Source organism: Rhodococcus sp. NPDC054953, from assembly GCF_053609225.1.
In genome coordinates this window covers 16,031-29,200 of the sequence record NZ_JBSGXD010000039.1, presented here as the reverse complement: position 1 = coordinate 29,200, position 13,170 = coordinate 16,031, and the positions used below count along the sequence as shown (strand labels likewise).

13 protein-coding genes are annotated in these 13,170 nt (G+C 69.7%); all 13 read right to left on the bottom strand.

Translation table 11 applies throughout. The features are described from left to right. Positions 1-19: 19 nt before the first annotated feature. Complete coding sequence (locus ACWF62_RS19725; RefSeq protein WP_378506732.1) at positions 20-424, bottom strand: hypothetical protein; 405 nt, start codon at positions 422-424, stop codon at positions 20-22. A 118-nt stretch (positions 425-542) separates the two neighbouring features. After that, a complete protein-coding gene (locus tag ACWF62_RS19720; RefSeq protein WP_378506731.1) occupies positions 543-1,025 on the bottom strand; it encodes a hypothetical protein in 483 nt (160 codons plus the stop codon). Continuing rightward, complete coding sequence (locus ACWF62_RS19715; protein ID WP_452631106.1) at positions 1,022-1,600, bottom strand: hypothetical protein; 579 nt, start codon at positions 1,598-1,600, stop codon at positions 1,022-1,024. Before ACWF62_RS19715 ends, ACWF62_RS19720 begins: the two co-directional genes overlap by 4 nt. Continuing rightward, a complete protein-coding gene (locus tag ACWF62_RS19710) occupies positions 1,570-2,880 on the bottom strand; it encodes an MCE family protein (RefSeq protein ID WP_378506729.1) in 1,311 nt (436 codons plus the stop codon). Before ACWF62_RS19710 ends, ACWF62_RS19715 begins: the two co-directional genes overlap by 31 nt. Then, the gene (locus ACWF62_RS19705) at positions 2,877-3,992 is read right to left on the bottom strand and encodes an MCE family protein (protein WP_378571401.1); all 1,116 of its coding nucleotides are present in this window, start codon (positions 3,990-3,992) and stop codon (positions 2,877-2,879) included. The genes ACWF62_RS19710 and ACWF62_RS19705 overlap by 4 nt, the downstream gene beginning before the upstream one ends. After that, entirely contained in the window at positions 3,974-5,263 is a 1,290-nt protein-coding gene (locus ACWF62_RS19700; RefSeq protein ID WP_378506727.1) for an MCE family protein, read from the bottom strand. Before ACWF62_RS19700 ends, ACWF62_RS19705 begins: the two co-directional genes overlap by 19 nt. Next, positions 5,260-6,282, bottom strand: a complete 1,023-nt coding sequence (locus ACWF62_RS19695) for an MCE family protein (protein ID WP_378506726.1) — start codon at positions 6,280-6,282, stop codon at positions 5,260-5,262. The genes ACWF62_RS19700 and ACWF62_RS19695 overlap by 4 nt, the downstream gene beginning before the upstream one ends. Further along, positions 6,279-7,310, bottom strand: a complete 1,032-nt coding sequence (locus ACWF62_RS19690; RefSeq protein WP_378506725.1) for an MCE family protein — start codon at positions 7,308-7,310, stop codon at positions 6,279-6,281. The genes ACWF62_RS19695 and ACWF62_RS19690 overlap by 4 nt, the downstream gene beginning before the upstream one ends. Then, positions 7,307-8,473 carry an MCE family protein gene (locus ACWF62_RS19685; protein WP_378506724.1) on the bottom strand — a complete coding sequence of 389 codons (1,167 nt, stop codon included), beginning with the start codon at positions 8,471-8,473 and terminating at the stop codon, positions 7,307-7,309. The genes ACWF62_RS19690 and ACWF62_RS19685 overlap by 4 nt, the downstream gene beginning before the upstream one ends. An 8-nt stretch (positions 8,474-8,481) precedes the next feature. Then, positions 8,482-9,333 carry an MlaE family ABC transporter permease gene (locus tag ACWF62_RS19680; protein WP_378506723.1) on the bottom strand — a complete coding sequence of 284 codons (852 nt, stop codon included), beginning with the start codon at positions 9,331-9,333 and terminating at the stop codon, positions 8,482-8,484. Positions 9,334-9,343: 10 nt separating this feature from the next. Beyond that, complete coding sequence (locus ACWF62_RS19675; RefSeq protein ID WP_378506755.1) at positions 9,344-10,087, bottom strand: MlaE family ABC transporter permease; 744 nt, start codon at positions 10,085-10,087, stop codon at positions 9,344-9,346. A 74-nt stretch (positions 10,088-10,161) separates the two neighbouring features. Continuing rightward, positions 10,162-11,448 carry a cytochrome P450 gene (locus tag ACWF62_RS19670; protein WP_452631104.1) on the bottom strand — a complete coding sequence of 429 codons (1,287 nt, stop codon included), beginning with the start codon at positions 11,446-11,448 and terminating at the stop codon, positions 10,162-10,164. 53 nt (positions 11,449-11,501) lie between these two features. Further along, complete coding sequence (locus tag ACWF62_RS19665; protein WP_378506721.1) at positions 11,502-13,157, bottom strand: acyl-CoA synthetase; 1,656 nt, start codon at positions 13,155-13,157, stop codon at positions 11,502-11,504. Positions 13,158-13,170: the final 13 nt, after the last annotated feature.

Genomic DNA, 13,170 nt, shown 5'->3' with positions numbered 1-13,170 from the left:
GGCCGGGGGCCGCGGTCGGTCACCAGAAGAGGTCGAACAGTCCGCCGTCCTCGGTGGTGGTGGTCGTGGTGTCGTTGTCGTTGGTGGTGTTGTTGCTGTTGGTGTTGGTCGTGTCGTTGTCGGAGCCACCGGTGCCGCCGCTGGCGTTGCCGCCGTTGGCATTGGCGGGCCCGCCGTTGCAGCCGTTGCCCCCGTTGCCGACGGTCGCGGCGCCACCGGTGCCACCGGCGATCCCGACCCCACCGACACCGGCATTGAGGCTGCCTCCGTTGCAGCCGCTGCCGCCGGTCGAGGTGGCGTTGCCGCCGTTCGCGTTGCCGCCGTTCGCGTCTCCGCCTTGGGCGGAGGCGATCCCGGCGCCGCCAGCGACAGCGAACGCGGCGATCGCCGCGGTGGCCAGGACTCGCGTGATGGTGTTCGACATGGTGACTCTCCTTGAATCGGTGGGGTTGGTCTTGCTTGTGACATCAAGACTCCGCCACCGCGGCGCGCCCCGACAGGCACCCAAGGTGGCGACCCTGCCCACCCCCGCGCGCGCTGCCCTACACCGGGGTCAGCGCGCCGATTCGCCACCGACCGTCGACCAGTTCGAGGGTCACCTCCACGCGCGAGGCGGTGGCAGCCGGCGCGGGCTGCGCGGTCGACGTGGTGATCTGGTCGATGAACATCAGCAGCCGTGCCCGATCCGCGGTGCCGTCGAGGTAGCCCGCCTCGACCACCCGTGCCCGGGTGCTGATGCCCCGTTCCTTCGACTGTGGGGCAACGGTTGTCGATGCATAGTCGACGAACTCACGACGAAAGTCCCCGGTGGTGTCCTGCCCGGCCCGGTCCAGGTCGGCGTCGACGGTCTGCGCGTTGTAGCTCAACACCGCTTCCACCACCGCCGGCCCCTCGGCGAGCGCGTCCGCCCGCGCCGCCTCCCTCGCCGCGGATCCGCGACTCAGCCACGCGAGCGCGGTAACGGCGAGGACCAGCACCACGACGATGAGCGCGGCCACGACCAGCGCGATCCGTCGCCCCCTCACGGCACGAACTCCATCCCCGACATCAGCAGGCGGTCGCCGACGTCCTCGACCGTGACGCGCAGCCGATAGCTGCGCGGTGTCGCCGTCGGACTGTCGCTGTTCGCGACGCTGGCCGACGCCGCGACGAGCACGACACCGCCACCGCCCGCATCCGTTGCCAGCGCCGCCGAGTCCACCGATCCGTCCGAGCGCACCGCGAACTCCCGGATCGCGGCGGCCAGCCCGGTGCGGCCGTCGGCGAGCTCGTCCGCGAAGGGTCCGGTGCTGAGATCGCGGAGACGGTCGAGATCGGCGTCCGCGGAGTCGGTGTCGACGTCGATCATCGCCACCACCCCTGCGGTGGCGGCGGCGACGAGCGCCTGCCGGTGCGCGTCGCGGCTCCGATCGTCGAGGTACCGGCCGATCACCGCGACCGCCCCGACGCCGAGACCGGCGAGGAGCAGCACCGCGATCCCCGCCAGGATCGTTCGCCTCCGCCCGGCCGGAGGGGACGCGGCTGCGGCGTCCCCTCGGGCCGGCGCGTCCCCGGCGACCGGCGCCTCCGCTACGGTGTCGGGCCCAGCAGCTGCTGCCATCGGTCGTCACCTCCCCCTGCCGCAGGCGCAATGTCGGTGTGCCCGTATCGCGTGCCGTCCGGCCCGGAGTACAGCTCGTCCGGTGCATTGGTGCCGGACGGGACGAACGGCTCCGGGCTGTTGCAGATCTGCGGCGTCGGCGCCCGCTTCCCCGGGACCTCCGCGCAGGGAATGTTCCTGGAACCGCGGACCGCGAACGTCGAGTCCTGGGGCACCTTGCAGAACAGGTCGGGCGGGGTGGCGGGCACGCTCATGTCCCTCGGGTCGCGGCGTTGGTCGGCGGGCAGGTACCCGGTGGAACAGGCGGCCGGGTCCTGGGCCTGCAGGTGGAAGTTCACGTACGCCGCACCGTCGGCCTGCCCCTTCTGCACCACCGTCTCCTGGGCGGCGACGAGCGGCGGCAGGATCACGAAGACCTGCTCGAGGGCCGCGTTGTAGGTGAGGGCGACCTGCGTGGTGCTGGTCAGATTCGCCAGCATCAGTGGCAGGGTTGGCCGCAGCTGCTGGAACAGGGTGTCCGCCTCGGCGGCGAAACCCGGCCCCCGATCGAGGAGCCCCCGCGTCGAACCGTCCGCGGTGGCGAGCTGATCGCTCAGGTGCGCGACGTGTGCGGTCCACTGCCGGATCTGGTCGCCGGTGACGACCTGGGTGTCCAGCAGCGGCGCCAGCTGCCGCACCAGCGTCGTCGCCGAGGTCGTGGCGTCGGCGGCCTGGTCGACGAACGAGGTGGTCGCGTCGAGCAGCCGCGCCAGGTCCTGTCCCCGCCCGGCGAACGCCGCCGCCGACTCGTCGAGGACGGCCCGCAGCGTGTCCTGCGGTATCGACGCGAGCATCTGCTGCGCGCGATCGAGCACGGGACCGATCTCCTGCGGGGTTGTCACCCGCGCCGCCTCGATCACGTCGCCGTCGGTCAGGTACGGCCCGTCGGCGGTTGCCGGCTGCAGATCGACGTACTGCTCGCCGATCGCCGACACACTCCGCACCGCAACGGCCAGGTCGCGGGTCGGCACCGGCACCGACGCGACCAGCGACAGCTCAGCCCGGACGGCGTCCGGGTCGACCCGGACGTCGCGGACCCGGCCGATGGTCTCGCCGCGATAGGTGACGTTCGCGTTGCGGTAGAGGCCGCCCGCGTCGGCCATTTCGACGGTGACGGTGTACCGCCCGATTCCCAGCATCGTCGGCACCCGAAGGTAGGCGACCGCGGCCGCGGTCATCCCGATGACGGCGATGACCGCGAAGATCGCCAGTTGGATGCGGACCAGTTTCGTCAGGATCATCGGCCACTCCCCCGCGTGGGCGGATCGAGCGGTGCGGTCACCGGATTCACCGGTTCCCCCGTCGACACCGCCGTCGCCGGCGCGAGCGGGGTGCCGAATCCGAGGCTCTCCCGCAGCCGCTCGCCGGTCAGGTCGACCAGCACCCACAGGTTCGCGTAGTCGCCCCGCATCCCCTGGTCGATGGTGGTCTGCGGGAACGGAAACGTGCTGAGGTTCCCCAGGTTGTTCATCAGGTCCGGACCGGCGGCGACGACCTGTTCGAGGGTTGGTTCCAGGGCCTCGAGGTTGGCCCGCAGATCGTCCCTGGTCCGGGTCACCAGGTCCGTACCCACCGCACCGAATCGGCCAACCGAATCGAGCGCGGAGGTCAGCTCGGCGCGGTCGTCCGCGAGCACCGCCATCGCCGGGTCCAGCACGTCCAGTGCCCGGCGCAGCACGTCCCGTTCGGTGGCGATCTCGCCTGCGAACCCGTCCAGGTTCGCCATCGTGGTCACCATCGCGTCCCGCTGCCGATCCAGCGTCTCGGCGAGCGAATCGAACTGTGTCAGCAGGTCCCGCACCGACGCCTCCCGGCCGCCGAGGGTCTTGTTCAGTTCCGTGGTGATGGTCTGCACCTGCGCGAGCCCGCCCCCGTTGAGCACCACCGACAGCGCGGTGAGCGCCTCCTCCGTTGTCGGGTACACCCCGGCGCGGTCCAGCGGGATCAGCGAGCCGTCGGCAAGTTGGCCCTCGGGGGGAACGTCGGTCGGGGGCGCGAGGGCGATATGGGTGGATCCGAGCAGGCTCGTCTGCCCGATCCGGGCCGTCGCGTTCGCGGGCAACCGCACCGACTTGTCCAAGGACACCGTCACCTTCGCGTGCCAGTTGTCTGGCTCGATGGAGCTGATGCTGCCGACCGTGACATCGTCGACCAGCACCGGCGAGTTCGGGCTGATCGTGGTCACATCCGGCATCTCGATCACCACGGCGAAACTGCCGTCACCGCGGCCAGCGGCCCCGGGCAGCGGCAGCGAGTTCAGGCCGCCCCACTCGCACCCGGACAGCACCAGGGTCGCCGACAGCGCCGCGGCACCGACCGCCCAGCCGCGGCGGCTCACCGTGTCCCCGTCCACGGCGCGAGCAGCGCACCGAGATCCGGAACCGGGACGGTCGGCATCGTCAGCGCGGGCATCGACGCGGCACCCGGGGCGGCGGCCGGAGCCGGCGGGCGCAGCTGCGGCTCGCTGTAGATCAGTTGCTCCGGCGCCGCGCCGAGCGCGCGGCTCGGGTTGACGGTCAGGTCCGGGTAGTTGGCCTTGACGGTGTTCAGCAGCGGACCCAGGTACTGCGCGCACAGTTCCGCCCCCCTCTCGGACGTCTCGTTGGCCAGCCCCGCGATGCCACCGCAGATGAAGTTGATCGGATTCCCGATGTTCTGGAATGCCGGGACGCCGATCATCGATCCCAGTGCGGGCCGATAGATGTTGTAGTAGTTGGCCAGTGCCGTCGGGCCCAGGTGCAGCACCCGCTCCAGCCCGTCCTTCTTGTCGACGAGTACCCGGGAGACGTCGGCGAGCTTCGCGACCTGCTCGGTCAGCCCGGTCCGGTTCTGCGCGACGAACCGCTGCACATCGGCGACGGCGGCGTCCAGGTCGGCGAGCGCGGGCGCGAGCTGGGTCCGGCCCTCCGCAAGCAGTCCGGAGACCGTCGCGAGCCGTCCCTGGAACTGCACGATCTGCTCGTTGCTCGCGGCGAGTGCGGTGGTGAACGCCTGGAGTCCACGAACGGTGCCGAACAGGTCGTCACCGCTGTCGGACAGGGTGCTCATCGCCCTGGACAGCTCGGCGACCGAGTTCCCCAGCGCGGCGCCGTTGCCCTGCAACGCGGATCCGGCGCCGTTCAGCAGGTTCGCGGCCGGTCCGGGATCGTCGCCGCTCGGCCCGAGCACGTCCGCGGCGCGTCCCAGTTCGGCCTTGATCCGGTCCCACTCGACCGGGACGGCGGTCCGGTCGACACCGATCTCGGCGCCGTCGCCGAGCGCCGGTGCCCCCTCCTCGATGACCGCGGGGGTGAGCTGCACGAATCGCGCGGACACCAGCGACTGGGCGACGATCACCGCCTTCGCGTCCGCGGCGACCGGGACCGAGCGCTCCAGCGTCAGCCGGACCCGCATCCGGTCGCCGTCCGGGTCGATGCCCGTCACCCGGCCCACGTCGACACCGACGACGCGGACATCGTCACCGACGTACAGGCCGGTGGTCGACGTGAAGTACGCGGTGATCCGGTAGTACCGAAGGTGCTGCACGGTCAGGTATCCGGCGGCGGCGATCGCGGCAACCAGGACCACCGTGGCGCCGCCGAGCAGGAGTCTGCGCCGACCGACCGTCGGCCACGGGATCGTCATCGGACCTCCGGGATGGGCAGCGGTGCGGGCGGCAAGCCGACCGCGGGGTTCACCAGCACCTGGGTGTACTGGCCGGGGACCAGGTTCTGGATGTATGCGTAGTAGAAGGGCCCGCTGGCCACCGTGTCGCCGAGCGTTCCGACGTAGGTGCCGAGGCCATCGATGCCGGTGGCCATGCTGTCCTTGTTCCGCTGCAGCACGCCGACGACGGTGTTCAGCTTGTCCAGCACGGGGGTCAGCTGCGCCTCGTTGTCGTGCACGAATCCACTCAGCTGCGTCGACACCGCCGAGACGTTGTCGAGCAACTCCGCCAGCGCGGCCTGCCTGCGGGTCAACTCGCCGAGCAGCGCGTTGCCGTCCACCAACAGCGAATTCACCTGGGGGCCGCGCTCGGCGAGGATCCCGGCGACCCGGTCGGCGTCCGCGAGCAGGGCGCGCAGCGTCTCGTCCCTGCGGTTGAGGCTGTCCGAGATGCGGGCGACACCATCGAGCGCGGGTCGCAGATTCGGCGCGCTGTCGGTCAGCACGGTTCCCACCTCGTCGAGGGACGCCGACAGCCGGTCCAGGTCGATGTCCTCCACCGTGGTGGTCAGGTCACCGAGCACGTCGGGCAGCGAGTAGGCCGACCTGGTGCGGTCGAGGGGGATCTCGCCGCCGACCGGGATCCGCCCGGCACCGTCGAGATCGAGGGTGACGGCCCGCTTTCCGAGCAGCGACATCGTGGTCACCGCCGCCGAGGTGGCCGCGCCGAGGTCGACGGACTCGTCGAGCGTGAAGTCGACCCGGGCACGCCCCCGCTCGACCGCGATTCCGGTGACTGTCCCGACCGCGACCCCCGCCGCGTTGACCTCGTCCCCGGTGGCGAGACCGCTCGCGTCCTCGAACACCGCGTGGTAGGGCACCCCCGACTCCACGAACGGCAGATTCTGGTACTGCAGTGCCGCGAGCACCGCCGCCACCGTCACCGCCAGGCCGACCACCCCGACCCGCACCGAGCGGCCTTCCGTCGCACTTCTCATCGCGGCGCGCACCTCCCCGTCGTCTGGTCGATCAGGTCAACGGTCATCGGCTTTCCGTCGATTCCGTCGACCTTCATCGCGATCCCGCACAGGTAGAAGTTGAAGAAGGAGCCGTACGCGCCGATCCGGATCAGCTGCCGGTAGTTCGACGGCATCGAGGCCACGATCCGGTTCAGCTCGTCCTGCTGCTCAACCACCGGGACCAGGCTCGCGTCGAGTTCGGCGATCGTCCCCGCGATGTCGGGGCGGGTGTCGGTGAGCAGGTCCGCGAAGGTCCCCGTCGCGGTCGTCACGCTCGACACCGCGTCCCCGATCAGCTCGCGATCCGCGCCCAACCCACTCACCAGTTGCTGCAGATGGTCGAGGGTGTCACCGAACTGGTCACCGCGGCCCCGCAGCTCGCTCAGCACCGCGTCGAGGTTGTCGATCACCCGGCCGATCAGCTGGTCCCGGTCCGCGAGGGTGGTGGTGATCGACCCGGTGTGCGCGAGTACCGAGCTGACGGTGCCGGACTGCCCCTGGAAGACCTTGAGCAGCGACATCGACAGCTGGTTCACCTGGACCGGGTCCAGTGCCCGGAACAGCGGTTTGAATCCGCCGAGCAGGGCATCGAGGTCGAGAGCAGGCGCGGTGCGCCGCACCGGGATCGTCTCGCCCGCAGCCAGTGGCCGCGCGGCGCCAGGGGCGTCGAGCAACTCGAGATAACGGTTGCCGACGAGGTCCTGGTAGCGGACCGCGGCCCGCGTCTCGACGGTCGGCACGGCCGCCTCGTCGACGCTGAACTCGACGCGGGCACGACGGTTCGCGCCGAGTTCGACCGAGTCGACGGCGCCGACCGGGACGCCCGCGACCCGCACCCGATCGCCCGGTCGCAGGCCCGAGACGCTGGTGAACTCGGCGGCGAAGGTCGCCGACCCGCCGCCGCGGATCTGGCCGAACACCAGGATCAGGCCTGCGTTCACCAGCAGCATGACCACCGCGAAGACGCCGAACTTCACGGCATAGCCGGGCACCGTCCGGCCCGTCATCGCGGAGTCCCGAACAGGTAGCTCATCAGGTCCCCCGTCGTGTTCATCGGCTGCCCGCCGTTCGGTTGCCGTTCCGGTGCAAAGGGATTCACACCGATGTCGGTCACAAGGAAGGGCGCATTGACGTTCGGGTCCCGCAGCGGCAGACCCATGCAGTGCGGACCGCCGGTCGCCGCGACCTTCGGCAGATCATCCGGGTAGCGGTACGGCTCGGCGCCGGGGACCAGACTGATCGACATCTTCAGCCCGGGCTGACCGTTGTATGCCCCGTCGCCGATCGCCTTGCTCTCCTCAAGACCCCGGAACATGCACGGGATCACCGGGGAGTACTCGCGGAGCAGTTCGGTCGTCGGCCGCAGCGAGGCGAACAGTTCGGCGGACGTGTCGCTGTTCTGCGCCAGCACCTCCGCGCCGGTGTTCGCCAGCCCGGTCACGTTCAGCAGCAGCAGGTCGAGGTTGCGCTGCCCATCGACGAGGGTGGTTCCGGTGGTGGTGAGCGAGCCGAGGGTGCGCATCAGGTCGGGGGCGACCTCCGCGTAGGTCTGGGTGACCGGCGGCAGGTCGGTCAGCACCCGCTCCAGTTCGGGCCGGGCACCAAGGAACTCGACGAGCGACGAATCCGCCTGGACGAGGGCATCTCCCAGCCGGTCGCCGCGTCCCTGCAGGGCACCGGCGAGTGAGCCAAGCGTGGCGTCGAGCTGCTCCGGGGGCACCGCCCGCAGCACCTCGGTGAGGTTCTCGAAGACCGTGTTCATCTCGACCGTGACCTGGGACGCGTCGATGGTGGCGCCGCCGGACAGCCGCGCCTCGGCCGGATCCGGCGGCGCCGTCATGCTGACGAACTTGGCGCCGAACACCGTGTTCGAGGTGATCTCGACGTGCACGTTCGCCGGGACCGCGGCGAGGGCGTCCGGGTCGAGCAACAACGCAAGACGGGCGGTGTCGCCGTCGCCCCGCCCGATCGCGTCGACGGTGCCGATCGTGACGCCCGCCATCTTCACCCGCGCTCCCGGCTCCATCACCAGTCCGGCACGCTCGGCGAGCACCGTCACCGGAACCCGCTGCGTGAACGACTCGGTGAACAGCGCCACCGACAGCGCCACCACCCCGGCGACCGTGCCGATCAGCGCGACCGCGGCGATCTTGTACCCATACCTGTGCACGCGTCCCCCTAACCGGACAGGTTGAAGTTGCCCGAGCCGCCGTAGATCGCAAGCGAGACGAGCAGCGTCACCGCGACGACACAGATCAGCGACAGCCGTACCCCCCGCCCGACCGCGGTTCCGACCCCGGACGGCCCGCCTGCGGCGTGGTAGCCGTAGTAGGTGTGGATCAGCATCACCAGCATCGCCATCGCCAGCACCTGGACGAACGACCACGCGACGTCGAGCGGGTTGAGAAACGTGGAGAAGTAGTGGTCGTACAGGCCCGGCGACTGCCCGAAGATCACCACCGTCGTGAACCGTCCGGCGAGGAACGACGCCACCAGCGCGAGCGAGTACAGCGGCAGGATCGACAGCATTCCGGCCACCACCCGGGTGCTGACGACGTAGGGCACCGAGCTGATCGCCATCGATTCGAGTGCGTCGATCTCCTCGCTGATCCGCATTGCGCCCAGCTGTGCGGTGGAGCCGGCTCCGATAGTGGCGGACAACCCGATTCCCGCGATCACCGGTGCCGCGATGCGCACGTTGATGAACGCGGAGAAGAACCCGGTCAACGCCTCGACGCCGATGTTGCCGAGCGAACTGAAACCCTGGATGGCGATGGTGCCTCCGGATGCGAGGGTCAGGAAGCCGACGACGGCGACGGTGCCGCCGATCAGGGCGAGCGCCCCCGTGCCCATGCTGATCTCGGCGATCAGGCGCAGCACCTCCTTCGGGTGCCTGCGCAGTGCCGACGGGATGTGCGCGACGGCGCGGGCGAAGAACACCGCCTGACGTCCGAGGTCGTCGATCGACCTGGACGCCCGCGCCACCCGGGCCCGGGTCGGCCCGAACTTTCCGGTCTCGGTCAGTGCCACCGACGTCCCCTCACCCCGCCGCCAACCGGATCCCGACCGCGGTCACGATCGTGTTGACCACGAACAGCGCCATGAACGCGTACACGACGGTCTCGTTGACCGCCTCCCCAACGCCCTTCGGACCACCACGCACCGCCAGACCCCGATAGCACGCAACCAGGCCGGCGAGCAGCCCGAACAACGCCGCCTTCACCATCGAGATCGCCACCTCGGGAAGCCCGGTGAGCAGGGTGATCCCCTCGGCGAACGCGCCCGGGTTGACACCCTGCAGGAACACCGAGAACGCGAATCCGCCCGCGATGCCGATCACGCAGACCAGGCCATTGAGCAGCAGCGCGACCACCGTCGACGCCACCACCCGCGGGATCACGAGGCGGGTGACTGGGTCGATGCCGAGGACTTCCATCGCATCGATCTCCTCCCGGATGGTCCGGGAGCCCAGGTCCGCGCAGATGGCGGTGGCCCCCGCCCCCGCGACGATGAGGACCGTCACGACGGGACCGACCTGGGTCACCGCTCCGAGCGCGGCGCCGGCACCACTCAGGTCGGCGGCACCGATCTCCCGGAGCAGGATGTTGAGGGTGAAACTCACCAGCACGGTGAACGGCACCGCGACCAGGATCGTCGGGACAATCGACACGCGGGCGATCATCCAACTCTGCTCGAGGAACTCGCGCAGCTGGAAGCGGGTGCGTACCAACCCGACCGCGACCTCGGCCGTCATCCGGTAGAACTCACCGAGACCCCGGAGCATCCCCCGCCCGAGTTCCCGCGAGCCCCCCCGCCCGGATTCCTGCGAGACCACCGAACCCCCCTGGCCGGTCACGGTCAGTGCACCACGGGACACTCGGCGGCGGCCGCGGCGGCGCCCGCTGCCGGGCGGCCATAGTCCACCCGAAACTCCTTGATGCCGTTGATCCATCCGGACTGCAACCGGATCGGGTCACCGAGCCTGCTGATGTCGGGCAGGTGATCGGCGATCTTGCTGAAGATCAGGTCGATCTCCATCCGGGCCAGATTCGCGCCGATGCAGTAGTGGGGTCCGGTGCCCCCGAACGCGAGGTGCGGGTTCGGATCCCGACGGATGTCGAAGGTGGCCGGATTCTCGAACACGTCCTCGTCGAAGTTCGCGGACCCGTACAGCAGCACCACCCGCTGCCCGGCCCCGATCGGGGTCCCCGCAATCTGGGTGTCGACCAGCGCGGTGCGCTGCTGCGCGATCAGCGGCGACGCCCAGCGGAGGATCTCGTCGGCCGCCGTCCTCGGGCGGTCCCGCTTGTATAGCTCCCACTGCTCCGGATGGTCGAGGAAGGCGAGGATCCCCAGCGTTGTCGCGTTGCGAGTCGTCTCGTTGCCCGCGACCGCGAGCATGATCACGAAAAACCCGAACTGTTCCGGGGTGAGGACCTCGCCGTCGACGTCGGCGTGCACGAGTTTCGAGATGATGTCCTCGAGCGGCTCCGCCCGCCGTGCCTCCGCGAGTTGGTAGGCGTAGCCGAGGATCTGGGCGGACGCCATCCTGGACTCGCCGGCAAGGCTCTCGTCGTCGTAGCCGGTCATCTGGTTCGACCACTCGAACAGCTGCTGGCGTGCCTCCGGCGGGACACCGAGCAGTTCCGAGATCGCCTGCATCGGCAGCTCACTGGCCACCTGGTTCACGAAGTCACCGTGCCCGGCTGCCGCGGCCGCGGTCGCGATGTCCTCGGCCCGTGCGTCGAGTTTCTCGCGCATCGACTCGACGGACCGGGGCGTGAACAGCCGGGAGACCAGCTTGCGCAGCTGGGTGTGCTCCGGGGCGTCCTTGTTGATCAGGACGTGCTTGGTGACCTCGAGTTCCTCCGGGGTGATCGCCGCCTCGTGCCGGGGGATTGCCCCGTTGGCGTTGGAGGAGAACTCGTCCGAGCGCAGCGACACGTCCCGGATGTCCGCATGCCGGGAGACGACCCAGAAGCCGTCGTCGGGGAAGCCGTCCACCCCCGGTTCCTTCGCGTTCCACCACACCGGTGCACACGCGCGGAGCCTCGCGTACTCCTCGAACGGGATCCGCTCGCCGTGCAGTCGGGGATCGGTGAAGTCGAAGCCCGCGGGTAGATCCAGATCGGCACTGTCTGCCATTGCAGTGACTCCTCAGGGAAGTGGGCGCGCCGGATGAACGTGCGCGAGGGCACTCAGTCGATGTGGTGATCGGGATCGTTGGCCGCCGCATACGCCTTCGCCCAACCGAAATCGGGTTTGCCGCTGGGTGTTCGGGCGATCTCCTCCGCCACCCAAAAGGTGCGGGGGATCTTGTACCCCGCGAGCTGCGTGCGGGTGTGCTTCTCGAGGGAATCGAAGTCGATAGGGGTGCCGTCGCGGCCGTGCAGCACCGTCGCCACCCGGCTGCCCCACCGATCGTCGGGGACGCCGATCACGATCGCGTCGTACACGTCGGGGTGCGCCTTCACGACGGCCTCGACCTCCTCCGCGAACACCTTCTCGCCGCCGGTGTTGACGACCATGTTGCCGCGCCCGAGCAGGGTGATGGACCCGTCGTCCTCGATCCGCGCCCGATCCCCGGTCACCACCGCCCGCTGCGGGGCCCCGCCCGAGGCCCCGTCGGCGGCGCCGGTGACCATCCGGAAGATCTCGGCGGACTTGGCCGGATCGTTGTAGTAGCCGACCGGCACGTTCCCGAGCTTGGCGAGCCAGCCCTCGGCACCCGACCCGGCAGGCAGGATCCGATCATCGTCGTCCACCACCACCGAGAACCGATTCGCGGCGACCTTCGGCCCACCCCGCTGTTGCGACCCCTTCGTCGCGAAACCGATTCCGCCGAAGCCTGTTTCGGACGAACCAACCGAATCGGTGATCATCAGGTTCGGCATCGCCTCGAAGAAGGCGTCCTTGACGGCCGCCGAGAACAACGCGGCGCCGGACGCAACCACACCGAGGCTCGAGGTGTCCCGGTCCTGTCGGCGGTACGCATCCACCAGGGGTCTGCCCATCGCGTCCCCGGTGATGACCATGACCTGCGGACGGTGCTCGGCCACGACCTCCCAGACCTGCTCGGCGTCGAATCGGGGTTCCATGATCACCGTGTTCCCGGAGAAGAAGGCGGTGAACGTGGGCATCAACGCAGAGGTATGGATCAGCGGCGGCAGCATCAGCCACCGCATCGCCTCCGCTGCCGCGGCCCCGGTCCGGGACTGTTGGTACTCGTCGGTGATCGGCGCACCGGAGTAGAAGTCGTACCCTCCGCCGAGGACCCGCCAGATGTCCTCGTGCCGCCACACCACCCCCTTCGGCCGTCCGGTGGTTCCGCCGGTGTAGAAGATGTACCGATCGTCCGGACTGCGTTCACCGAAGCCCCGTTCCGGGGATCCGGCGGCGAGCGCGTCCGCGTAGGTGATCGCGCCGGGGACCCGCTCCGCCGCACCGGTTGCCAGTGCGTCCGGGACCGCAACGAGGTGCCGGATCCGCGGCGCGGCGGGCAGCACCTCGGCGATCCGATCCGCGAAACCCTGATGGAAGACCAGGGCGTCGAGATCGGCGTTGTCGTAGAGATACTGCAACTCGTCTGCGGTGTACCGGTAGTTGACGGTGAGCGGGACCGCGCGGAGCTTGAACGCGGCAAGGATCGCGACCATCGTCTCGATCGAATTGTGCATGTGCACACCGATGTGCGCGCCGGCACCGAAGCCCGCGTCTGCGAGGTGATGCGCGAACCGGTTGGCCCGCTCGTCCAGCTCGCGGTAGGTGACCTTCTCGCCGGAGACGATCATTGCGAGACGGTCGGGCATTGCATCCACGGAGTGCTCGAACAGATCAGCGAACGTGTAGGCCATATGTGCATGTCCT